This is a genomic window from Muribaculum intestinale (assembly GCF_002201515.1).
GTDB classification, from domain to species: Bacteria; Bacteroidota; Bacteroidia; order Bacteroidales; family Muribaculaceae; genus Muribaculum; species Muribaculum intestinale.
This window is the reverse complement of record NZ_CP021421.1, coordinates 171,952-195,658: the sequence shown is the minus strand read 5'-3', so window position 1 is coordinate 195,658 and position 23,707 is coordinate 171,952. Positions and strand designations below refer to the sequence as shown.

At 53.6% G+C, this 23,707-nt stretch carries 18 protein-coding genes; 17 read left to right on the top strand and 1 reads right to left on the bottom strand.

What is annotated here, in order from left to right:
• The first annotated feature begins 58 nt into the window (after positions 1-58).
• From ADH68_RS00980 to rbr, 6 genes are all read left to right on the top strand, one after another.
• Positions 59-967 (top strand): pectinesterase family protein, encoded by a 909-nt coding sequence (locus ADH68_RS00980; RefSeq protein ID WP_084274213.1) that lies wholly within the window; start codon positions 59-61, stop codon positions 965-967.
• Between the two features lie 65 nt (positions 968-1,032).
• Positions 1,033-2,514: a tagaturonate reductase gene (locus ADH68_RS00975; protein WP_068960182.1), complete on the top strand. Its 1,482-nt coding sequence runs from the start codon at positions 1,033-1,035 to the stop codon at positions 2,512-2,514.
• Between the two features lie 16 nt (positions 2,515-2,530).
• A complete protein-coding gene (locus ADH68_RS00970) occupies positions 2,531-4,039 on the top strand; it encodes a UxaA family hydrolase (protein WP_088294754.1) in 1,509 nt (502 codons plus the stop codon).
• 134 nt (positions 4,040-4,173) lie between these two features.
• Positions 4,174-5,589, top strand: coding sequence for a glucuronate isomerase (uxaC, locus tag ADH68_RS00965; protein ID WP_068960184.1), 1,416 nt, complete (start codon positions 4,174-4,176; stop codon positions 5,587-5,589).
• A 12-nt stretch (positions 5,590-5,601) separates the two neighbouring features.
• On the top strand, positions 5,602-7,083 hold the full coding sequence (locus ADH68_RS00960) for an MFS transporter (protein ID WP_068960185.1): 1,482 nt from the start codon (positions 5,602-5,604) through the stop codon (positions 7,081-7,083).
• Positions 7,084-7,204: 121 nt separating this feature from the next.
• Positions 7,205-7,798 carry a rubrerythrin gene (rbr, locus tag ADH68_RS00955; RefSeq protein ID WP_068960186.1) on the top strand — a complete coding sequence of 198 codons (594 nt, stop codon included), beginning with the start codon at positions 7,205-7,207 and terminating at the stop codon, positions 7,796-7,798.
• A gap of 83 nt (positions 7,799-7,881) precedes the next feature.
• Here rbr and ADH68_RS14100 read toward each other — a convergent pair whose 3' ends face one another.
• Positions 7,882-9,876: a DUF4861 family protein gene (locus ADH68_RS14100; RefSeq protein ID WP_068960187.1), complete on the bottom strand. Its 1,995-nt coding sequence runs from the start codon at positions 9,874-9,876 to the stop codon at positions 7,882-7,884.
• 154 nt (positions 9,877-10,030) lie between these two features.
• Between ADH68_RS14100 and ADH68_RS00945 the strand changes: the two genes are divergently transcribed.
• The 11 genes from ADH68_RS00945 to ADH68_RS00895 all read left to right on the top strand — a co-directional run bounded on the left by ADH68_RS00945 (position 10,031) and on the right by ADH68_RS00895 (position 23,695).
• Positions 10,031-12,652 (top strand): glycoside hydrolase family 88 protein, encoded by a 2,622-nt coding sequence (locus ADH68_RS00945; protein WP_068960188.1) that lies wholly within the window; start codon positions 10,031-10,033, stop codon positions 12,650-12,652.
• Positions 12,653-12,854: 202 nt separating this feature from the next.
• On the top strand, positions 12,855-13,502 hold the full coding sequence (locus ADH68_RS00940) for an RHS repeat-associated core domain-containing protein (protein ID WP_068960189.1): 648 nt from the start codon (positions 12,855-12,857) through the stop codon (positions 13,500-13,502).
• 200 nt (positions 13,503-13,702) lie between these two features.
• Positions 13,703-14,248: a YqiA/YcfP family alpha/beta fold hydrolase gene (locus ADH68_RS00935; protein WP_107033545.1), complete on the top strand. Its 546-nt coding sequence runs from the start codon at positions 13,703-13,705 to the stop codon at positions 14,246-14,248.
• A gap of 94 nt (positions 14,249-14,342) precedes the next feature.
• Positions 14,343-14,717, top strand: a complete 375-nt coding sequence (locus tag ADH68_RS00930; RefSeq protein WP_068960191.1) for a hypothetical protein — start codon at positions 14,343-14,345, stop codon at positions 14,715-14,717.
• A 138-nt stretch (positions 14,718-14,855) separates the two neighbouring features.
• Complete coding sequence (locus ADH68_RS00925; protein ID WP_068960192.1) at positions 14,856-15,062, top strand: hypothetical protein; 207 nt, start codon at positions 14,856-14,858, stop codon at positions 15,060-15,062.
• 46 nt (positions 15,063-15,108) lie between these two features.
• On the top strand, positions 15,109-15,732 hold the full coding sequence (locus ADH68_RS00920) for a hypothetical protein (RefSeq protein ID WP_068960193.1): 624 nt from the start codon (positions 15,109-15,111) through the stop codon (positions 15,730-15,732).
• A 168-nt stretch (positions 15,733-15,900) separates the two neighbouring features.
• Entirely contained in the window at positions 15,901-17,382 is a 1,482-nt protein-coding gene (gene guaB / locus ADH68_RS00915; RefSeq protein WP_068960194.1) for an IMP dehydrogenase, read from the top strand.
• A gap of 158 nt (positions 17,383-17,540) precedes the next feature.
• Positions 17,541-19,292 (top strand): peptidylprolyl isomerase, encoded by a 1,752-nt coding sequence (locus ADH68_RS00910; RefSeq protein ID WP_068960195.1) that lies wholly within the window; start codon positions 17,541-17,543, stop codon positions 19,290-19,292.
• A gap of 230 nt (positions 19,293-19,522) precedes the next feature.
• A complete protein-coding gene (locus ADH68_RS00905; protein ID WP_107042741.1) occupies positions 19,523-20,440 on the top strand; it encodes a hypothetical protein in 918 nt (305 codons plus the stop codon).
• 70 nt (positions 20,441-20,510) lie between these two features.
• The gene (locus tag ADH68_RS00900; RefSeq protein WP_068962002.1) at positions 20,511-21,866 is read left to right on the top strand and encodes a peptidylprolyl isomerase; all 1,356 of its coding nucleotides are present in this window, start codon (positions 20,511-20,513) and stop codon (positions 21,864-21,866) included.
• Between the two features lie 62 nt (positions 21,867-21,928).
• Complete coding sequence (locus tag ADH68_RS00895; RefSeq protein WP_068960197.1) at positions 21,929-23,695, top strand: OstA-like protein; 1,767 nt, start codon at positions 21,929-21,931, stop codon at positions 23,693-23,695.
• Positions 23,696-23,707: the final 12 nt, after the last annotated feature.

The following is a 23,707-nucleotide window of genomic DNA, read 5'->3' as shown; positions in this document are numbered from 1 at the left end:
AGTCATGCGACTGAAGCATATCATAGCATCATTGACTATACTTATACTCGGCCTCCCGATGGACGGGGCCGAGTATAAGCGTGAAATAACCGTCGCCCCTGACGGGAGCGGCGACTACACTACTCTTACCGATGCCCTGGAGGGGATACGCGCCTATATGGACTATCGTGTGACGGTAAATCTGCGTCCCGGAGTCTATCGCGAGAAGGTGGTGATACCCTCATGGATAGAGAATGTGGAGTTTTTAGGCGCCGGTGCCGACAGCACTGTGATAAGCTGGGGCGACTATGCCTCGCTCGACAATATGGGCACATTCCGCACCTATACGGTAAAGGTGGAGGGGTGTGACATCACATTCCGCAACCTCACCATTGAAAACAGTGCCGGAGAGGTAGGGCAGGCTGTGGCCCTGCACACAGAGGGCGACCGTCTGAAATTTGACAACTGCAGCTTCCGCGGCAATCAGGACACGGTGTTTACCGGAGGGCGCGGCTCACGTCTGCTCTTCGACAACTGCTATATCGAGGGCACTACCGACTATATATTCGGACCGTCCACAGCCTTGTTTCGCGACTGCACTCTCCACAGCAAGCGCAACAGCTACATAACCGCGGCGTCGACTCCCGACACGGTAATGACCGGCTATGTGATGTATCGTTGCCGCCTGACTGCCGCCGATGGTGTCGACAAGGTGTATCTCGGGCGTCCGTGGCGTCCGTACGCCTCTACCTATTTCATCGACTGCGAGATGGGGGGCCACATAGTTGCCGCCGGCTGGCACAACTGGCGTAATCCCGACAATGAGAAGACGGCCCGCTATGGCGAATATGGTTCGCGCGGCGCGGGCGCGGAGAAGGCCGACCGTGTAGGGTGGGCTACCGCTCTCTCGCCTTCGGAGGCGGCCCGGCTGAGCGACCCGGCTGTGATATTCACATCCGCGCCCGGCTGTATGCATTGGGTGCCCTGAATGATTAATATACTACGATTTCCATAAACAAGCTATAAATATCAACACAATAAAACTAATCAATCATGAAATTTCTCAATAGTCTGACAGCTCCCAAGGCCCATGCGCCTGAACGTGTCATACAGTTTGGCGAAGGAAACTTCCTCCGCGCGTTTGTAGACTGGATTATCAAGAATATGAACGACAGCACCGACTTCAACTCGTCGGCAGTAATCGTGCAGGGTCAGCCCGACAGTTTTGCCATGGGTCTGCTCCAGGCTCAGGACTACATGTATCATGTCAACCTCCAGGGCCGTCTCGACGGCGAGGCCGTGGACTCCTATACACGTGTGGATGTAATCAGCCGCGGTATCAATCCATTCAGCCAGACCGATGCCTATCTTGCGCTGGCCGACCAGCCCGAGATGCGTTTCGTAATCTCCAACACCACCGAGGCCGGTATCGTGTTTGACCCCGAATGCAAGTTTGCCGACCGTCCCGCCTCGTCATATCCCGGGCGCCTCACCCAGCTGCTCTACCGCCGCTATACCACATTCAACGGTGCTCCCGACAAGGGATTCATCATTATGCCCTGTGAGCTGATATTTGAGAACGGGCACCATCTGCGCGACGCCATCCTCAAGTATATCGACCTCTGGAAGGATGATTTCGGCGCCGATTACGAGGGCTTCAAGGCATGGTTTGAGAGGTACAACTATGTGTGTGCCACACTTGTCGACCGCATCGTGCCCGGATTCCCGCGCAAGGATATCGCCAACATACAGCAGAAACTCGGATATGTTGACAACGTGGTGGTGCAGGGCGAAGTATTCCACCTGTGGGTAATCGAGCGCCCCTGCAACATGAGCGTCGAAGAACTGCGTGCCGAATTCCCCGCCGAGAAGGCCGGACTGCATGTGATAATCACCGACTCGGAGGCCCCGTACCACGAACGCAAGGTGACTCTGCTCAACGGCCCCCACACCGTGCTGTCGCCCGTGACCTATCTCAGCGGCGTGAACATCGTGCGTGACGCCTGCAACCATCCCGTGCTCGGCAAGTATATCCACAAGGTGCAGTTTGACGAACTCATGCAGACTCTCAACCTGCCGATGGAAGAGCTTGAGAAATTTGGCGGCGACGTGCTTGAGCGCTTCAACAATCCGTATGTGGATCATCAGGTGACATCAATCATGCTCAACGCCTTCCCCAAGTTCCAGACCCGCGACCTTCCCGGTCTCAAGACCTATCTCGAGCGCAAGGGGGAACTTCCCAAGGGTATCGTGCTCGGTCTGGCCGCCATCATCACCTACTACAAGGGGGGCAAGCGTAGCGACGGTGCGGAAATCAAACCGCAGGACGACCAGGCAATCATGGATCTGCTTGCCGGACTGTGGGCTACCGGCGACACCGCCAAGGTGGCCGAAGGTGTGCTCGCCGCCGACTCGCTGATATGGAAAGAGCATGGCGACCTCAACCGCATCCCCGGCCTTACAGCCATGGTGACAGATTTCCTCAACCGGATACAGGAAAAGGGTATGCTCGCAACCGTCGAGGGCATACTGTAACAAGTGAGTCAATAATATAATGAAAGAATATATAAAGATAAATCCTGCCGACAATGTGGCCGTCGCCATCGCTCCGCTCCGGAAAGGGACGACGGTCACTGTCGACGGCAGTGAGATAACCATTGTCGACGATATACCCGCCGGACATAAGTTTGCTCTGGAGCCTATCGCCGAGGGGGAGAATGTGGTGAAATACGGATTCCCTATCGGCCATGTGCGCCACGCTGTGGCCAAGGGTGCATTTCTCGACCATGAGACAATCGCCACCAATCTCGCCGGCACACTCGACTATTCGGATATCTCGATAAAGGAAGCCTACGGAGGTTGTCCGGCCCGCTACCGCGAGGAGCGTACCTTCGAAGGCTATCTGCGCCCCGACGGCCAGGCCGGCATACGCAACGAGGTGTGGGTAATCCCCACCGTGGGGTGTGTCAACGGCATCGTAAAGCGCATAGCCGAGGCTCTTAAAAAAGAGACAGGATGTGAGGGTGTCAACGATATCGTGGCATTTACTCACAACTATGGCTGCTCGCAGCTCGGAGGCGATCATGAGAATACCCGAAAGATACTCCGCGACATGGTGCATCATCCCAATGCCGGCGCCATACTCGTGGTGGGGCTCGGCTGTGAGAACAACCAGCCCAAGGCATTCGAGGAGTTCTGCGGCGATTACGACCGCGAGCGCGTGAAGTTTCTCGTTTCGCAGGAGGTAGAGGGCGATGAGGTAGAGGCCGGTCTTGAGATATTGCGCGGCCTTTATGAGAAGGCCCGCGTCTGCAAGCGCAGCACACAGCCCGCGTCGAAACTGCGCATCGGCCTGAAGTGTGGCGGCTCCGACGGCTTCTCAGGCATCACGGCCAACCCTCTGCTTGGCGAGTTGTCGGACTACCTGTGCAACTGTCAGGGAGGCACCACGATACTAACCGAAGTACCCGAGATGTTTGGCGCCGAGACCATACTGATGGAGCGCTGCGCCGACAACAACCTGCTCCACAGCACTATCGACCTTATAAATGACTTCAAGGAGTATTTCCTCAGTCATGGCGAGCCTGTAGGCGAGAATCCTTCGCCCGGCAACAAAGCCGGCGGCATCTCCACACTTGAGGAGAAGGCACTCGGCTGCACCCAGAAGTCGGGAAAGAGCGCGGTGAAGGGTGTGCTCGCATATGGCGACCGTGTGACGATCAACGGGCTCAACCTTCTGTCGGCTCCCGGCAACGACCTTGTGGCCGCTACCGCACTGGCCGCAGCCGGCTGTCAGATGGTGTTGTTCACCACAGGGCGCGGCACCCCCTTCGGCACCTTTGTGCCCACAGCCAAGATTTCGACCAACAGCACTCTTGCCGCCCGCAAGCCCGACTGGATTGACTTCAACGCCGGTCAGCTCGTCGAGGACCGTTCGATGGATGATGTGCTCGACGACTTCATCGGCTTTGTGCTGGAGGTGGCCTCGGGGCGTAAGGTAAACTCTGAAATCCATGGATACCAGGAGATTGCTATCTTCAAGAATGGAGTGACGCTATAATAAACAATGAAAACAACCGTTAAATCCGATAGAGAGATTTGAGATTATCATGACCTGTGGGGCTGTAAGTGCAGTCCACAGGCATATCGTATAATTGTCAGGTCTGATATCTGTCTAACACAAAAGCAAATATTATGAAACCTTTCATGGATGAGAATTTTCTTCTCCAGACCCCCACGGCCCAGAAACTTTACCATGAACATGCGGCCGGAATGCCTATTATCGACTATCACTGCCATCTGATACCCAAGATGGTGGCCGATGACCATAAATTCAGTTCGATTACCGAGATATGGCTTGGCGGAGACCACTACAAGTGGCGCGCCATGCGCTCCAACGGTGTGCCCGAGCGTTTCTGTACGGGTACCGATACTACCGACTGGGAGAAATTCGAGAAGTGGGCCGAGACAGTGCCTTACACATTCCGCAATCCCCTGTACCACTGGACACATCTTGAGCTTAAGACAGCCTTCGGCATCGACAAACTGCTCAATCCCGAGACCGCCCGCGAGATATTCGAGGCGTGCAACGACAAGCTGCAGAACGACCCTACGATGACTGCCCGCGGACTGATGCGCCGCTACAATGTGGAGACCGTATGCACCACCGACGACCCCGTCGACTCGCTCGAATACCATAAGGCAGTGGCCGATAGCGGATTTGAAATCAAGATGCTGCCTACTTGGCGTCCCGACAAGGCCATGGCTGTAGAGAATCCCGCGGCATTCCGCGCGTATGTGGAGAAGCTGGCCGAGGTGAGCGGTGTGGAAATCAACAAGTTTCAGGATATGGTGGACGCCCTTCAGAAGCGTCATGATTTCTTCGAGTCGATGGGGTGTCGCCTCAGCGACCACGGCATCGAGGAATTCTATGCCGCCGACTACACCCAGGATGAAATCGACGCCATATTCAACAAGGTATACGGAGGCAAGGAGCTGAGCAAGGAGGAGATACACAAGTTCAAGAGCGCCATGCTTGTAGTGTTCGGCGAGATGGACTATGAGTCGGGCTGGACCCAGCAGTTCCATTACGGCGCTATCCGCGACAACAACTCCAAAATGTTCAAACTGCTCGGTCCCGACACCGGTTTTGACAGCATCGGCGAGTTTACCACCGCCAAGTCGATGTCGAAGTTCCTCGACACGCTCAATTCGCGCGGCAAGCTCACCAAGACCATACTCTACAATCTCAACCCCTGTGCCAACGAGGTAATCGCCACCATGCTCGGCAACTTCCAGGACGGCAGTGTGGCCGGCAAGATACAGTTCGGCTCCGGCTGGTGGTTCCTCGACCAGAAGGATGGCATGCAGAAGCAGATGAACGCCCTGTCGGTACTCGGTCTGCTGAGCCGCTTTGTCGGTATGCTTACCGACTCGCGCTCGTTCCTCAGCTATCCGCGCCACGAGTATTTCCGCCGCACACTGTGCAATCTTGTAGGCAACGACATCGAGAACGGCGAAGTGCCTTATACCGGCTACGAAGAGGCGCGCGTCAATAAAATGATTGAGGATATCTGCTATAACAACGCCAAGAACTATTTCAAATTCTAATCACTTGTGCTCATGGAAATCAAACAGACAATTGACAAGGAGTACAATGAGAAGATGAGCAGTTTCCGCTGGGTCATCTGCGGACTGCTGTTTCTGGCCACTACGGTCAATTATATGGACCGTCAGGTGCTCTCTCTGACCTGGAAGGACTTTATCTCGCCCGAGTTTCACTGGACTGATGCCGACTATGGCGTCATCACCGCTATCTTCTCGATAGTATATGCCGTGGCCAATCTCTTTGCGGGCCGCTTCATCGACTGGATGGGTACCAAGAAGGGATACCTGTGGGCAATCGGCGTATGGTCGGCCGGCGCCTGCCTCCACGCACTCTGCGGGTGGGCTACCGAGCACACTGTAGGGCTGCACGATGCAGCCGAGATGGTAAGCGCCACCGGCACTGTAGCCTCGCTTGTGGCCATCACGTCGGTGTATTATTTCATCGCCGCCCGCGTGGTGCTCGCAGTAGGCGAGTCGGGCAACTTCCCCGCAGCCGTGAAAGTGACAGCCGAATATTTCCCCAAACGCGACCGCGCCTATGCCACCGCCATATTCAATGCCGGCGCAACTGTGGGCGCTCTTGCCGCACCGGTGTCAATCCCGCCGCTGGCCCGTTTCTTTCAGAACATGGGTGTCGGCAACGGCTGGGAGATGGCCTTTATCGTAATCGGCGGTCTGGGCTTCGTGTGGATGGGTCTGTGGATGTTCTACTATAAGAAGCCGGGCAGTAATCCACGTGTCAACAAGGCCGAGCTCGCCTATATAGAGCTTGACAACCACGCTGACGAGACTCCCGCCGAGAAGGCCGACAGCAACAAGGATGTAATCCCCTTCTGGCAGTGCTTCAAGTATCCGCAGACGTGGGCCGTGGTGTTCGGCAAGTTCTTTACCGACGGCGTGTGGTGGTTCTTCCTGTTCTGGATACCGGCCTATATCTCAGATGTGTATGGTCTGGCCTCTGACACCGGCACTGCGCAGATGCTTATCTTTGTGCTTTATGCCATCACGATGCTGTCGATATACGGAGGCAAGCTCCCGACCATCATCATGAACAAGACCGGGCTGAATCCGTATGCGGCCCGCATGAGGGCGATGTTTATCTTCGCGTTGTTCCCGCTGCTTGCCATATTCGCGCAGCCTCTGGGAGCCTACTCCTACTGGTGGCCGGTGATTATCATCGGTATAGCAGGAGCGGCCCATCAGTCGTGGTCGGCCAACATCTATTCGGTGGTAGGCGACATGTTCCCCAAGAGCACCATCGCCACTATCATCGGTGTAGGCGGCATGGCCGGAGGTGTCGGCTCGTTCCTTATCAATCTCTGCTCGGGCCGTCTGTTTGACTATGCCGGCGCCACAGGGATGCACTTCATGGGCTTCGAAGGGAAGCCTGCGGGATATTTCATCGTGTTCTGCATATGCGGTGTGTCCTATCTGATAGGATGGTGCATAATGAAGCTCCTCGTGCCGAAGTACAAGAAGATTGTAGTCGGAAAATAAACAAGCTCTAATAGTCATATGAGGCGGCTCCGGGTCAGATGCCTGGGGCCGTCTCAACTTTTATGTGTCCGATGGTGTTGTTATCTATGATTGGAATGAACAACTAAAATTCAGTATAACTATGAGCAAATCAGAAAAAACTCCTAAGAGCATAAAGGGTACACGCACGGAACAGAATGTCGTTGACGCTTATATCAGCGAAACTCAGGCTTATGCCCGTTATACCTATTACGCCTCGCAAGCCGAGAAAGACGGATATTTCCCTCTTAAGGAAGTCTTTGAGGAAACAGCCGCCAATGAGCTACGTCATGGCAAGGTATATCTGAAGATGCTTCAGGGTGGAGAGCTTACCTGCAATATCCCCGTCGATGCTATTCCTGCCAAGGACACCGTCACCAATCTCGAGATATCCATACATGAGGAGGGCGATGAGGCTGTAAAGACTTATCTTGCCAATGCCAAAATGGCCGAAGAGGAGGGATTCCCCGAAATAGCCGAGCATTTCAAGGCTATCGCCTCGATAGAGAAGCATCATATGGAGCGCTTCCAGCGCTATCTCGACCGCATCAAGGCCGGTACTCTCTGGAAACGCGACAAGGCCATAACCTGGAAGTGTCTGGTATGTGGATATGAGTTTGTGGGCAAGGAGCCTCCAAAAGTATGTCCCGCCTGCGACCACCCATATCAGCATTACATGCCGATGGATATGGAGTAATCTATTCAGGAGAGATAATAAAATCGCCGCACCCTGCTGTCAGGGATGCGGCGATTTTATTATATTATCAATGATGATATGTATCAGCGGGCTACGGATATGTAGGGGCGCAGAAGCGGGAGGGTGTCGGCGAGCGCCTGTGCGGCGAGTGTGGCGACGAATGTGGCGCCCTTGATGTTGAGGTGGGTATTGTCGATTTTTCCTTCCGGGGCAAACGGATAGGTGTCAGCCGGAATCCACATGAAATATTCGCGTGATGCGTCGCGTCCGAGAGCCTGTATGGCATTGTGGGTGATGGCATTCATGTCGATAAACGGTAGTCCGAGGCTTTCGGCCACTCGTCGCGGCGGGTCAAGATAGGGGCCGTGGGTGTCGACAAGCCGAGAGCCTTCGGTGTCGAATGCTTCGGGGTGATATCCTTTTTTATATTTGTCGTCGACGGTGACGGTCGGTGCTCCCGGCGCCGGGAAGTTGCGCCTTACGATAGAGTTCATAAGTATAGGAGTGGCACCTTTGGCGAGGGCCTCACGTGCAAACCGGGTAAGGTTGGCGTCGAATGTAGAGCCCGGGAGGGTATGGCGCGAGGGGTCGGAGGCTTTCTCGTCGTTGTGGCCGAACTGTATTATCAGATAGTCGCCCGGGCGCAGACGCTCGATAACCTTGTCCCAGCGTCCTTCGTCGATGAAGCTCTTGGAGCTGCGTCCGTTGACGGCGTGGTTGTCGACGCGCACGGGGCCGTTGAGCAGAGTGGGGAGCATCTGTCCCCAGCCACGTTCCTGATTTTCGCCTTTCAGCACTTTGTCGGCCATGGTAGAGTCGCCGATCATCATTATGGTGACGGTGTCGGAGGGCTCGGTCAGTGATACCGTCACGGTCGAGGGTTGACGGTGACGGGCGGCGATGTCGTCCATGCAGGCCTGCCACCTGGCGAGACTTACAGGTGCGCCCTCTTCTTTGGCCGATGCGAATGCGATAGAGTAGGATATGTGTCCGGCGGCATCGGGATTGAGGGTAATCAGATAGTTGAGAGAGTCTTCCCTCACGTCATTTACCAGCGAGTCGGGGGCGTATATGCCCACGGCAAGGGTCTCTGTGTGGTCGGGGCGTTTCTTGTCGGGAGTGCTTGTGCCGCAGCTGATGGCGGTGCCTCGGGCTGACACGAATCCGTCGCCGTTGTCGAGGCAGAGCACACCTGTGGCGAATGAGCCTTCGGGGGTGCCGTATAGTCCGTAGATGTCTACTTCGATGTCGCGGTGTCCGGCCCATATGGTGTAGCGCTGGGTCATATCGTATTCGCGGCCGTTGACTTTCCATCGCGGTGTGGATACCTCGACAATGGAGCGCACCGGTCCGGATGCAATCACCCGCTGTGTGCGTGAGGCCACGGAGTCGGTGGCGAATAGTGTACCGTCGGGAGCCACCGCTCTGAACGAGCCCGCGCCAATCGAGTTGCCGGCCCAGAGGATGTCGCATCCGTAGCCTTCCGCTTCCTTGTCGGGAGTGGTGTAGAAGGCTGTTTCGGCGAGTTCGAGGCGCGGTGATTTTTTGCCGTATAGGTCGATGCTCTGTCGGTTGTCGGCATATACGCGTATGCCTCCGTGGGAGCCTTCGAGCATTATGCCGTGGCCGTAGACGGCGTCGTAGACATGGCGTGGAGTGTCGGAGCCGGGAAATGTCACGCTGCCGGCTTCGGGGTATCGTCGGTTGTGGTCGCGTAGTCGCAGTGAGGCCCATGTCGAGGGTTTGAACTGCGAACCGTCGGTGCCTTCGCAGATTGTGACTTTCGCGGTGACTTCGGCCTTGGCGGGGAGGTCGACGGTGAATGCGAGTTCGTCGGGACGACCGTCGCCGTCGGTGTCGTCAATCTGCCAAGGGATGTCGGTGCCGTCAATCTTTACCGACGCGAGGGGGAGCGTCTTCCCCCAGAACATACCCTTTACGGGGAGTGTCACCCCGACAGCGTTGCGGGGTGCCGCCGAGGGGTTGGCGACGGTGACATCAAATTGTGTCGCGGCGTATGAAGCCGCCGCGCATGTTGCCGCTGTAAATGTGAGAATAGAGCGGAAAGTGTTCATCATGAAACTGTGTTATGGATATTAATTTGGCGAAATTGGGTGTAATAGTTTTCACCCGACTGTGTTACGGCTGCAAATATACGGAATTTCCAAAAATTAATTATTAAGTTTGCACAGACATCACGTCATCTAATATCCATAAATTACATAGACCGACATGAAAAAATACCTGTTGAAAATAGCCTTCATGCTGCTTCCGCTGATATCCTATGCCTCGGCATGGGACACTGACTACAAGCAGATCGACGGAGCCGTGAAGCGACCTGTTTTCCCTGAAAAGACTTTTGTCATCAGCAAGTATGGTGCAAAACCCGATGGCCGACCGGATAAGAACCAGAAGGCAATCAACAAGGCAATCGAAGCCTGCCACAAGGCTGGCGGCGGTGTAGTGACTGTGCCCGCGGGCACCTACCGTACCGGCGCCATACGGTTGCTCTCCAACGTCAACCTCAAGGTCGACGAGGGCGCCACGCTGCTCTTTGTGTTCCAGCCCGAGCTTTACCCCATAGTGCCTACCCGCTGGGAGGGTCTCGACTGCTGGAATCTCTCGCCGTGTGTATATGCCTTCCAGGCCGACAATGTAGCCATCACCGGCAAGGGCACTATCGACGGCGGAGCCGACAATGAAAACTGGTGGCCATGGTGTGGCAAGGACCGTTTTGGCTGGAAGGAGGGCATGCCCCGCCAGCAGGGCGACCATGCGCGTCCGCGCCTGCTTCGTCTGGCCGAGGATGGAGTGGAGATGGACGAGCGCCGCTTTACAGCCGATGACTGCCTGCGCCCGCAGTTGATTAATTTCAACCAGTGTGACGGTGTGCTTATCGAGGATGTCACCCTGCTGCGTTCGCCGTTCTGGGTAATCCATCCGCTGCTGTCGAAGAATGTGACCGTAAGCGGGGTGCATATCAGCAACGACGGCCCCAACGGCGACGGCTGCGACCCCGAGTCGTGTGACGGTGTGGTGATTGAGAACTGCTTCTTCAACACTGGCGACGACTGTATAGCCATCAAGAGCGGCCGCAACAATGACGGACGTCTGTGGGGACGTCCGTCGGAGAATATCATCATACGCAACTGCCGCATGGAGAATGGCCACGGAGGTGTGGTTATCGGCAGCGAGATATCCGGCGGATGCCGCAACGTGTTTGCCGAGAACTGTACGATGGACAGTCCGAACCTCGACCGTGTCATCCGCATCAAGACCAATACATGCCGCGGCGGTGTGATAGAGAATATCTATGCCCGCAATATCGAGGTAGGGCAGTGCAAGGAGTCGGTGATGCGCATCAATCTCGACTATGAGCCGCGCGAGATATGCTGCCGCGGGTATGTGCCTACGGTGCGCAACGTATATCTTGACAATGTAACCTGCAACAAGAGCCGCTACGGAATCCTGCTCAACTCGCTCGACTCGGTGGCCAACGTATACAATATTAATGTGAACAACTGCCGTTTCGACGGGGTGGCCGAGCACAACAAAATCACCGGCAAGGTGGGCGAGGTGAATTTCGCCAACACCACGGTCAACGGCAAGCCCTGCCTGAGCAGCACTCCTTACCGCAACCTGAGCCAGTGGCTCACGAAGTCGGAGATGCAGCGTGTGCCCCAGAGCTGTCTGCTCGACTTCTCCAAGAAGCCCAAGTGGAGCTATGTCATGGGCATTGAGCTTGAGTCGATGCTCGACACATATCTGCGCTACGGCGACGACAGCATCCTCGACTATTGCAAGAGCTATACCGACACGATGATTGGTGCCGACGGCTCGATACGCGGCTATAACCTGGCCGACTACAATCTCGACAATGTGCGTACGGGTCATTTCGTGGCCGCCATGCATGAGAATTTTCCCGAAGAGAAGAATCTCATCGCTATTCGCACTCTTCAGCAGCAGCTCGACAAGCAGCCGCGCACCAAAGAGGGCGTATACTGGCACAAGGCCATGTATGCTTATCAGGTGTGGCTCGACGGCATATTCATGGGTCTGCCTTTCCGCGTGAAGACCGCCCACATGCTCTCCGCCAAGAAGCAGAAGGCTGTGTATGACGATGCCGTGGATCAGCTGAAGAAGACTTATGAGCGTACTCTCGATGCCTCGACAGGGCTCAACCGCCATGCGTGGGACGAGAACCGCGACATGTTCTGGAGCAACGACACCACCGGCCTGTCGCAGCACTGCTGGGGTCGCGCCCAGGGCTGGTATGTGATGGCCCTGGTAGAGATACTCGATGCCCTGCCCGAGGATTACGGGCGCCGCGGCGAGGTGGCCGACCTGCTTACCCGCACTCTCGACGGAGTGGTGAAGTGGCAGGACAAGGATAGCGGCGTGTGGTGGCAGGTGATGGACCAGCCGGGCCGCGAAGGCAACTATCTTGAGTCGACCTGCTCGGCCATGATGGCCTACTCGATGCTCAAGAGTGTGCGCAAGGGGTATGTCGACGGGCGCTTTATGGTGCCTGCCCGTAAGGCCTACCATGGTATCGTCGACCGTTTCCTCAAGGTGAATCCCGACATGACGCTGTCGCTTACCGATTGCTGCGCTGTGGCCGGCCTCGGCCCGGGTGTGAGCCCTGCAGTGAGCAAGGCTGCTCCGAAGGTGAAGGAGAACCGCCGGCGTGACGGATCGTTTGACTACTACATATCGGAACCGGTGCGCGACAACGACGCCAAGGGTGTCGGCCCGTTTGTGTGGGCATCTCTTGAGATGGAACACAACGGTTGTGCCACTGCCGACCATCTCAATGATATCATACGTGCCAAATCGGGCACTCTTCGTAAATAAGGTGAAAAGACCATAATAATGTTTGACAACGATGTGGCCGGCCGTGAGGTCGGCCACATTATATATAATCGGTCGGTGCGCGGTGGCTTGTCGTAATGGATTGCTCTGGTCTGTGTCGGATGCGTGCGAATTGTCGGGATTTTATTTGCATTTTAATAGACGAACACATATATTTGCAAAAACCTTAAAACCCTCTCCTGCCATGATAGGGAAACGCAGCAAGACATTCTCCGGCACGGCGCCGGCGTCCAAGGCGGCTTCACTGCCCGACATCATATGGCCTCCTGTTTCTGACCGCGACTCAATGACTGCAATCCAGGCATACACCAGACAGACGCCATATGAATATTGCGGAAACTACGAATATATCCGCGGTAAGCTGTCGCGCATCAATACTCCCACAGGCTACTATGAGAATGGCCGCCATTACTTCTACGTCAAGGATTATCAAGGCAACGTGCGCTGTACTGTCGCCGACAACGACAGTCTTACAAAGGCCGTACACTATTATCCCGGAGGTTCGCTGTTTGGCGAAAGCTATGGCTATTACTTTTGGTCAGGAAATAATCTTTTCCAAGGAGGAAAGCTCGAAAAAAGCGATGCCCACACCTTCTACGACCTACAGAACCGCCACTACGACCCGATACTCAATCGCTTTACCTCCGTTGATGCCCTTGGCGAAAAGTCACAAAGGGTCTCCCATTACATATACGCTCTCGGAAATCCCGTAAGATTCATAGATCCCGAAGGATTGGAACCCACACCATATGAAGGTGCTTTAATGAGTGGTGCTGTTTATATGGAATCAGAAAACTATAATTATTATATTGAAGCCTTAGAGATTGTCTAAATTTATATGATACCGATTTTGAGAAGGATTGTCTGATGGATTTTTGCTTGTGATGAGGGAGTGTAGCCATAGCTACATGACCGAAGAATAAACAAAAAGACGCCGACAAGACTCTCAAAAGCAAAGTAATATGAATTTTAGACAATCTCTTAGAGAAGCTACATTGGCAAAGGTCAACGAGTCCACCAACAAATATTCAAATGCTGAATCCTGCATTAGGGACTAATGGATTTACATCCATGCTTTTTGAAAGAGTAAAAAAGGATGGAAATATAGAATATGCATATGTATTTGCCGGCACAGATTCTTTTAACGATGTAATTGAGGATATTATACAATTACTTGGATGTGCCGGACAATATAGTTATGCAATCAGTAATGCAAAAAAGTTGGTTGGAGATTTGGATGGCAATGAAATAACATTCGTGGGTCATTCTTTGGGCGGCGGATTGGCAGCTGCTGCAAGTATGGCGACACAGAAACCGGCCGTTACATTTAATCCCGCAGCAGTAAGTCCACTGACGATGGAACGACATGGACTTACAGATGGACAGTATATTAAAAACTATGTCGCTATAGGCCCACAATATGGTAATTACTGCATAGGGAAAGGCCCTGTATCGGATATTCAAGAGTTATTTGGGCTAATTTCACCTGGATATACTCAATATGTCCCGGTAGGATTTCACTTAAATTGGGGCGCCTACCATAGTATATCCACGATGATTAATTATCTAAAGCCATAAATATATTATGAATATAATGCAATATAGATCTTATTTAAGATTATTTGTCGCTGGACTAATATCAATTTTGTCACATGGATGTGTTTACATCCATGTGACAAAATTGACTGATGATGATTTGGAGTGGATTAATACTTATAATTATGGCGACTCCGTATTCTTCACATCCACTCATGGCAACTTGGATACACTTGTTGTTACAAAGAAGTTTGTCAATAACTCCCAGAACCGATTTTACTTCAGCGAAGGTCTTGGACCGAATAAGGAGGCTAATGCCGGATATCATTTTGTATTGAGACATAACGATGAGTCTTTTAAAGGATGGATACATATTATAAAATTGGTTGGAGATTCTCTGTTCTGTGATATCAATGTATGGTGGCTATGTACAGATTATAGTAATATTGCTAATAAAGAAATAATTATCGCTGACAAAAAACTCGAGCTATCCCCCACTTTGGAAGAATGATATCAAAAACAAGGTTGAAGAATATGTGTGGAGTAAAGAGTACGGGCTGATTTACTACAAGTTTGAGGATGGGGAGGAATTCTTCCGGGAAGACTTGCTGCCCGACTCCATTGGGAATACCACGAATTGAGTAAGATTATGAATTATATCCTGTCGTTTGGAGTAATCAAGGATATACGGCTTGACAACGTTGGTTCGCAGATTCTTGCGGCGACTATCGCACCTACATCGTCTACAGTGTCTACGATGGACAACTCCGTAATAGGCGCACTGAAAGAGGAGACTACATTCGGTTTCAGCTACGATGCGGCCGGCAACCTTACGAGTGACGATATTCGAGATTAATACTCCAGGAAGGAATTGCAGTACTCACTAAGGCACTAAAATAATTATGAAATACAAATTACTTATTTGGGTAATATCTATTGCCGCTGTCATGCAAGGGTGTATTTATATCCACATGACACACCTTTCAGATGATGATTTGGAATGGACAAACTCCATACCCCTGTATTCAGAAATCACACTTAAATCCAATAACGGTCGAACAGTGTCGGTAAGATATCAAAAAAAATTCATTAATAACTCTACCGATAGAATTTTTATAAGTTCTGCGTGTAATACTGATTATGATGCAAATACAGGCTATTGGTTTGAAATAAAAGATAGCTTGAAAACTCTTTCAGGATATTTTTCAATAAGAAGACCTGTTAAGAAAAATAATCTATGGTATAGTGCAAAACTTGGAGCACGATCCACTATTGACGAATACGACTTTCTTAGTCCGTTGGTTACACATAGCTATGCAATAGGAAATCATATAATAAACGATTGCGTTATTACTGATTCCTCAAATGCCAGATATGTTTCAGATTTGGCCAATTATCCATATTACCGTATTGAAAAGTTTGTAATAAGTAAGGAGTATGGTCTCATTTATTATAAACGGGAGGATGGGGAGGAATTCTTCCGGGAAGACTTGCTGCCCGACTCGGTTGACAACACAACGAATTGACACAGATTATGAATCCTCGTTGCCGATTTACGGATATATGCATTGATGTATGCCGCGAGTGAAATGAAGAAAAAAATGAAGGGAAAGGAAAAAAGTTGGGCGAGTGGATGTGGTGGATTCGTGGAAAATTAGTAACTTTGTGCGCAATAAATACAACCATATCGCCATATGTCATCATTTATTGCAGACCGAGTGAAGATGGAGGGACTAACATTTGACGACGTCCTCCTTATTCCCGCTTACAGTGAAGTGCTTCCGCGCACAGTTGATCTCACCACAAGATTTTCCCGCCGTATTACATTGAATGTACCTCTGGTGTCGGCCGCCATGGACACCGTCACCGAGGCCCGTCTTGCCATCGCGATAGCGCGCGAGGGTGGCATTGGCGTTATCCACAAGAATATGTCGATTGCCGAGCAGGCCCGTCAGGTGCATGCAGTAAAGCGTGCCGAGAACGGTATGATTTACGACCCTGTGACTATACTTACCGGTAGCACAGTGCGCGACGCTCTCGCCATGATGGAGGAATACCATATCGGCGGCATACCCGTGGTAGACAGCAACAAGCTGCTGGTGGGTATTGTGACCAACCGCGACCTGCGCTTCGAGCGCAATCTTGACCGTCCGGTCGACGAGGTAATGACGAAGGAAAATCTCGTGACCACCCGTCAGTCGACCAATCTTGAGGAGGCGGCCGCCATACTTCAGGAGCACAAAATCGAGAAGCTGCCCGTAGTTGACAGCGAAGGCCATCTGGTAGGGCTGGTGACATACAAGGATATCACCAAGGCCAAGGACAAGCCCAATGCATGCAAGGACGCTCTGGGACGTCTGCGTGTAGCCGCCGGTGTGGGTGTGACCCCCGACGTGATGGAGCGTGCTACCGCACTTGTCAACGCCGGCGTCGACGCCATCGTAATCGACACTGCCCACGGCCACAGCAAGGGTGTGGTAGGCGTGTTGCGCCAGATTAAAGAGACTTTCCCCGAAATTGATGTGGTGGTAGGCAATATCGCTACCGGCGAGGCCGCCCGCTTCCTTGTAGAGAACGGTGCCGACGGTGTGAAGGTAGGTATCGGCCCCGGCTCGATATGCACTACCCGCGTAATCGCCGGAGTGGGTGTTCCCCAGCTTTCGGCCGTCTACGATGTGGCCAAGGCTCTCGAAGGCACCGATGTGCCTCTGATTGCCGACGGCGGCATACGCTATTCGGGCGATATCGTTAAGGCTCTTGCCGCAGGTGCTTACTCGGTGATGCTCGGCGGCATGCTCGCCGGCGTGGAGGAGAGCCCCGGCGACACCATTATATATAATGGCCGTAAATATAAGGCTTACCGCGGCATGGGTTCGCTGGAGGCCATGGAGAAGGGTTCGAAGGACCGCTACTTCCAGGGTGGCGAGACCGATGCCCGCAAGCTCGTGCCGGAGGGCATCGCCGCACGTGTGCCCTTCAAGGGGTCGCTCTACGAAGTCACCTATCAGATGCTCGGCGGTCTGCGCTCGGGTATGGGTTACTGCGGAGCCGCCAACATCGAGAAGCTGCATGAAGCGAAGTTTACCCGCATCACCGCAGCCGGAGTGATGGAGAGTCATCCCCACGATGTGGCCATCACGAGCGAGGCGCCCAACTACAGCGCATCACATCAGTAATCACGAATAAAACGCATCCATGTCTCGGTTTCGCCCGGGACATGGATGCGCGCTATATGCCAAGTGAAATAAGTTATCGTCAGAGATATAATAAGGAGCTGCGGTTCTGCGTTATATCTCTGTTGTAATATAAAATAATTTAGAACACATACTTAATAATGAATCTACGCAAATCGCTATTTGTGCTTGCCATGGGCATGGGCGTGGCTCTGGTTGCCGATGGAAAGAAGCCCTCGGATCCGGTGTTGATGACCATCGACGGAAAGGATGTGCGCCTTAGTGAGTTCGATTATCTCTACGGAAAGAACAATATGCAGCAGCAGTCGCCGGTGGCTGTCGACGAATATCTCGATATGTTTATCGCCTACAAGCTGAAGGTGGCCGACGCCATTGCGGCCGGCATTGACACCACTGCGGCATTCCGTAAGGAATACGAGGGGTATCGCCTCGACCTCGTGCGTCCTTATCTTACCGACAAGGATGAGGAGGAGCGCCTGATATCAGAAGCCTATTCCCACTATCCGGTAGAGGTAGAAGCGAGCCACATAATGGTGGCTCTCGGCAAGACACCCGAAGAGCGGGAGAAGAACAAGGCGTTGCTCGACAGCATCCGCACCGCCGCTGTCGGGGGGGCGGATTTCGCAGCCCTTGCGCGCAAATATTCCATTGACCGTTCGGCCTCGCGCAACGGCGGCAGCATGGGATACATCACTCCCGGACGTTTCCCCTATGTATTTGAGAAGGCGGCCTATGACACTCCCGAGGGGGAGATATCGCCGGTGATAGAAACACCGTTCGGATTTCATATCGTAAGGTCGGGCGCACGCCGCGCCGCTACAGGCGAGGTGCTGGCGCAGCATATACTTAAGCTCACCCAGGGCAAGACCCCCGAGGAGCAGGCCCGGGCCAAGACTCAGATTGACTCTATCTATACTCTGATTAAGGGTGGCGCCGACTTCAGCGATCTCGCCCGCAGAGAGAGCGAGGACCCTGGTTCGGCCAAGAACGGCGGCATGCTCCCCTGGTTCGGTGCAGGACGTATGGTGCCGGAGTTTGAGAAGGCTGCATTCGCACTGGCCGACAGTGCCGTGTCGGAGCCTTTCCAGACCTCCTACGGCTATCATATCGTGAAGACTCTCGGCCACCGCGGTGTGCCGGCTCTCGACGATGTGCGTCAGCAGATTATGGGTATGATGCAGCGCGACGGACGCGCTCAGCTTTCTTACCGTAAGAAGATGGACGAACTGAGAGCGCGTTTCCAGACTTCGCCTTCCGACTCGCTCAGCGAGAACGAGCTTATCGACCTTGAAACCGAACGTCTTGCAGCGGAGGATGCCGATTTCGCCAACCTGTTGCGCGAGTATCACGACGGTATGTTACTGTTCGAGATAAGCAACCGCAAGATATGGGAAGGCGCGGCAAAGGATACCGAGGGTATCGAGAAATACTTCGAGGCCCATCGTGGCGATTATTCTCTGGCCGAACCCAAATACAAGGGATTCATGATTTATACTCCCAACGACTCTATGATGACGGTAGTCAGGGAGTATGTGGCTGCTGCCGGCGACATCAATCCCGATTCGATAGGGGTGGTGCTCAAGCGTCAGTTTGACAAGGATGTGCGCATCGAGCGTGTGCTTGCCGCCAAGGGCGACAACCGGGTGGTCGACGCTGTGGCTTTCGGAGGCGAGCGTCCCGACCTGCCCGGAAAGTGGAAATGCTGGATGCCCTGGAATGGGCGTATGATAGAGGCTCCGGAGGAAGCCGCCGATGTGCGCGGTGCCGTCACTACCGACTATCAGGCGGAACTCGAGCGCGAGTGGGTGGAGCAGCTGCGTGCCACCCACAAGGTCAAAGTCAACAAGAAGGTGCTGAAATCAGTGAAACAACATCTGAATGTCGGGCGATAATGCGGTGCTAATCAAGATTGTCCGTCTGACGGACCATTGCATCGCCTCGTATCATTAAAATATATTAAAAGACAATATTGGCCGGGCTATTTCATCAATCCATGAAATAGCCCGGCCAATTGCTTGGGAAGTTAGGCGGAAAATTTGTAAATTTGGGGCTTGAATCCGGACAAGTGTCCAGCAGTCATGTTGCAGCGCGTATGGTTCCGGTCATGAAAAGATACTTTGCAATGCATAATTTACTCGTATGCTTTCCGATAGCCTGTGTCATCGCCGCGATGGTATCATCATGCGGTGCAGGGTCGCACGGAGGTGTGTCGGAGCCGGGTGTGCTTGTGAAGATAGGCGATGCGCGACTGACCGTGTCGGAGCTTAACGAGGCGATGCCCTACGGACTTTCAGGCGCCGACAGCGCCGAATGGTGTATGGGCTACATTGACAGCTGGATTGAGCGCAAGACCGTTGGGCTTGAGGCCGCGCGCAATATTGCCGACACGAGGCGTATCGATCGCATGGCCGAGGAGTATCGCAACGACCTGATTATGCTGGAGTACCGCAAGGTGATGGCCGAGCAGCAGGGTGCGCCGCAATATTCCGATGACTCCCTGCGCAGAGAGTATGACCGTCAGCCGGGTCTGTACCGCTGTTCTCAGCCGATGGTACGCGGTATATTCCTCTCTGTAGACAAGAAGCATCCGCATATCAACGACCTGCGACGATGGAGCCGGTCGTCGGTTGAAGCCGACCTCGAGAAACTTGAGAAAGAGAGTCTCGACCCGGCGGTAGAGTACATCTACTTCCGCGACCGCTGGCTGCCATGGAGCGATATCGTGGCGCGTGTGCCCGGCGGAGTCGATGCCGAGTCTGAGAAACTTCCGGCGAGGCATCAGGACTTTGAGACCACGGTAGGCGACAGGGTGTATATGCTCGCTGTCAATGACCGTCTGTCGGATGGCGACCAGATGCCTTTCGAGCTTGCCCGCGATGCGGTGGCCGGCATGTTGCAGTCGGCTTCCGCCGCCGATTACGACCGGCGTCTGCGCCGCGACCTTGTAAAGCGTGCGTATGACAACGGACTGGTAAAGCTGTCGCCGGAACTTGCTGGAAAGGTCGGCATGTCACCGGCTGATAAACAGGATAACAAATAAAAAATAACATATTTAATCGCTTACGGAAGTGAAAATATCAAAGCTAATACTCGCCGGCGCTTTCAGCGCTATGACTATAATGGCTGCCGCCCAGAATAATATTGTCGAGGAGGTGGCCTGGTGGATTGGCGACCAGCCTATTTATAAGAGTGAAATCGAGGAGACATACCAGACCATGCAGTCGCAGCGCAGCGATATCGAGGGTGACCCGTACTGTGTAATTCCCGAACGCCTTGCTGTGGAGAAACTTTTTATCCACCAGGCGGAGATTGACTCTATAGAAGTGCCTGACAACCAGGTGATGCAGATGGTCGACCAGCAGGTCAACTTCCTTATAGCCAACCTTGGCTCCCAGCAGAAAGTCGAAGAATTTTACCGACGTCCGCTCCCGGCTGTGCGCGAGCAGTTGCGTGACATGATACGCAACCATCAGCTCGTCGAGGAGGTGCAGAGCTCGCTTACCAAGGAGGTCATGGCCACTCCCAACGACGTGCGACGTTACTTCAACTCTCTGCCAAAAGACAGTGTTCCTTTTGTGCCGCTTCAGGTCGAAGTGCAGATTATGACCCTCAATCCTGTAATACCGCGCGAGGAGATTGACGAGGTCAAGGCCCGACTGCGCGACTATGCCGAGCGTGTCAACAAAGGGGAGAGCGATTTCAGCACCCTGGCTATCCTTTACAGCGAGGATGGCAGCAGTCTGCGCGGCGGTGAGCTCGGATTTATCGGGCGTGCCAATCTTGAACCGGAATATGCTGCTGTGGCTTTCAATCTCAACGATACCAAAAAGGTGTCGAAAATAGTGGAGACACAGTTTGGCTACCATATCATACAGCTTATCGAGAAACGAGGTGACCGCATCAACACCCGCCACATATTACTACGCCCCAAAGTGTCGGACAAGGACCTTACCGAAGCTATGACCCGTCTTGATACCGTGCGTCAGGAGATACTGGCCGAGAAGTTTACCTTCGAGGAGGCCGTGCCCTACGTGTCGCAGGACAAGGACACCCACAACAACCGCGGACAGATGGTGAACCAGGAGAACAATACCACACGATTTGAGATGGGCGAACTGCCTCAGGAAGTCAGCCGGGTGGTGGCCGATATGAGTGTCGGCGAGCTGTCCAAGCCATTTATAATGAAGGATCCCAAGCGCAACCGCGATATCGTGGCGATGGTGAAACTGAGCAACCGTATCCCCGGCCACCGTGCCAATATGAGCGACGACTATCAGCTTATCAAAAACCTCTATGAGTCGCATGCCAAGGAGGATATCGTGACAAAGTGGGTAGAGAAGAAGATTGCCGATACCTACGTGAGAATCGAAGAAGGGTGGCGCGACTGCGACTTCAAGCATAAAGGCTGGATTAAGGAGGGTGTGAGCTCTGACTCTTCGTCAGACCGGGATGACAGCAAGGAGTGACCGCAGGCCACAGTTTTCCCACTGACCCTACCTCACATAACAATACAATTTACAACTCACTCATGCAGGATCCGAAAAGCGACAGAATGCTTCGGGAGACTGACCGAGGCAGTCGCGGATGCAATGGCTGGCGCCGTGGCCGCTGGGCTGTGGCGTGTTTGATGGCTCTCGGTGTGCCCGCGATATTGTCGGGTCACCCCGATGCTCCTAAATCTCCGGCTACGGAATTGCCTCCGGTGAATCCGCCGAAGCGATACGAAATAAAACCGACAGTGCCTTCTACCGACAGGCATACCCCGGGAAAGGTGTTTCTGGAGCGAGCCGACAGGCTGTGGACCGACGACAGCCGCGACTCGATAGCCTACCAGATACTTGTAGGCAACGTGCAGTTTCGCAAGGACGACATGTTCATGTACTGCGACAGCGCGCATTTCTATGACCAGGAGGGTAGTTTCGACGCTTTCGGAAACGTAAGGATGGAGCAGGGCGACACTCTGTTTGTGTATGCCGACGAGCTCAACTACAACAACCCCGAAGAGATGGCCGTGTTCTACGGTAACGGAGTGGAAGAGGTGCGCCTGATAAACAAGGAGGTGCAGCTTACCACCGACGTTTTCAACTATGACCTGGGGCAGGATCTGGGATACTATACCAACGGCGGAACATTGGCCGACACGGCCAATGTGCTCACCTCGGTATACGGTGAATACAGTCCCGCTACCAAGGACGCTCAGTTCAGGCTCGATGTAGTGCTTAAGGACAAGGGCGAGCGCGATTTCACTCTCACCACCGAGGAGCTGCTCTATAATACCGACAATCATATAGCCCGGATTGTGAAGCCGTCGGTGATAGTGACCGACAGTGCCACGGTATACTCCAGCAACGGTATGTACAATACCGAGGCCGACACAACGCGCCTGTACGACCGGTCGCTTATAAAGACCCGCCGCGGCAATACGCTTACCGGCGACACTTTGTTCTATGACCAGACTACCGGTTTCGGCGAGGCCTGGGGAAATATGATTCTTACCGACTCGGCGCGTCAGTCGGCTCTGGAAGGGGGCTACGGATGCTACTTCGAGAAGGAGGACAGCTCGTTTGCCACCATACGCGCCCGACTTCTTGAATATAGCCGCAAGGATACTCTTTATCTCCATGGCGACACGATACGCACTTATGTGCAACGCAGCGACAGCGACTCGACGCATATAATGACCGCCTATCCGCGTGTGCGCTTTTGGCGCGTCGACCTCCAGGGCCTGTGCGACTCGCTCAGCGTGGTTGAGCGCGATTCGCTGATGTACATGCACCGTCATCCGATAGTGTGGAGCGGTGAACGTCAGGTGTTCGGCAATGTCATCCAGGTGCATTTCAATGACTCCACTGTCGACTGGGCCAAGTTGCCGGAGTTTGGCTTCGTTGCCGAGCATATCGGCGACGAGTTCTACAATCAGCTTACCGGGCGCGAGATGCTCGCGCAGTTTGTCGACGGGTCTCTGTCGCAGCTTGATGTGAGCGGTAATGTGGAGAATATCATGCTCCCTCAGGAGAACGACTCTACATATAATAAGATAATAAGCTCGACAAGCAGTTATCTGACCGCTCATTTCAACGACTCGACGCTACAGAAACTGACCATGTGGCCTGATGTCGACGGTACGGTGACACCTCTGTATCTTGCAAAGAAATCGATATATTATCTGCCGCAGTTCAAATGGTATGAGGCATTGCGTCCAAAGGACAAGGATGATATATTCAACGTGCCGCCGGAGATGGAGGCGCTGCTGAAGGAGCCTGACCCCGGAGTAAGGCGCAGGCGCGTCAACTGATCTGTGTCTGTG

Coding starts and splice junctions, on each gene's coding strand:
- ADH68_RS00905 (WP_107042741.1), top strand. CDS start 19,523: ATGCATAATTTACTCGTATGCTTTCCGATAGCCTGTGTCATCGCCGCG.
- ADH68_RS00925 (WP_068960192.1), top strand. CDS start 14,856: ATGAATTATATCCTGTCGTTTGGAGTAATCAAGGATATACGGCTTGAC.
- ADH68_RS00895 (WP_068960197.1), top strand. CDS start 21,929: ATGCAGGATCCGAAAAGCGACAGAATGCTTCGGGAGACTGACCGAGGC.
- ADH68_RS14100 (WP_068960187.1), bottom strand. CDS start 9,876: ATGATGAACACTTTCCGCTCTATTCTCACATTTACAGCGGCAACATGC.
- ADH68_RS00920 (WP_068960193.1), top strand. CDS start 15,109: ATGAAATACAAATTACTTATTTGGGTAATATCTATTGCCGCTGTCATG.
- ADH68_RS00980 (WP_084274213.1), top strand. CDS start 59: ATGGACGGGGCCGAGTATAAGCGTGAAATAACCGTCGCCCCTGACGGG.
- ADH68_RS00940 (WP_068960189.1), top strand. CDS start 12,855: ATGATAGGGAAACGCAGCAAGACATTCTCCGGCACGGCGCCGGCGTCC.
- ADH68_RS00935 (WP_107033545.1), top strand. CDS start 13,703: ATGCTGAATCCTGCATTAGGGACTAATGGATTTACATCCATGCTTTTT.
- ADH68_RS00960 (WP_068960185.1), top strand. CDS start 5,602: ATGGAAATCAAACAGACAATTGACAAGGAGTACAATGAGAAGATGAGC.
- rbr (WP_068960186.1), top strand. CDS start 7,205: ATGAGCAAATCAGAAAAAACTCCTAAGAGCATAAAGGGTACACGCACG.
- ADH68_RS00910 (WP_068960195.1), top strand. CDS start 17,541: ATGAATCTACGCAAATCGCTATTTGTGCTTGCCATGGGCATGGGCGTG.
- uxaC (WP_068960184.1), top strand. CDS start 4,174: ATGAAACCTTTCATGGATGAGAATTTTCTTCTCCAGACCCCCACGGCC.
- ADH68_RS00945 (WP_068960188.1), top strand. CDS start 10,031: ATGAAAAAATACCTGTTGAAAATAGCCTTCATGCTGCTTCCGCTGATA.
- guaB (WP_068960194.1), top strand. CDS start 15,901: ATGTCATCATTTATTGCAGACCGAGTGAAGATGGAGGGACTAACATTT.
- ADH68_RS00975 (WP_068960182.1), top strand. CDS start 1,033: ATGAAATTTCTCAATAGTCTGACAGCTCCCAAGGCCCATGCGCCTGAA.
- ADH68_RS00900 (WP_068962002.1), top strand. CDS start 20,511: ATGACTATAATGGCTGCCGCCCAGAATAATATTGTCGAGGAGGTGGCC.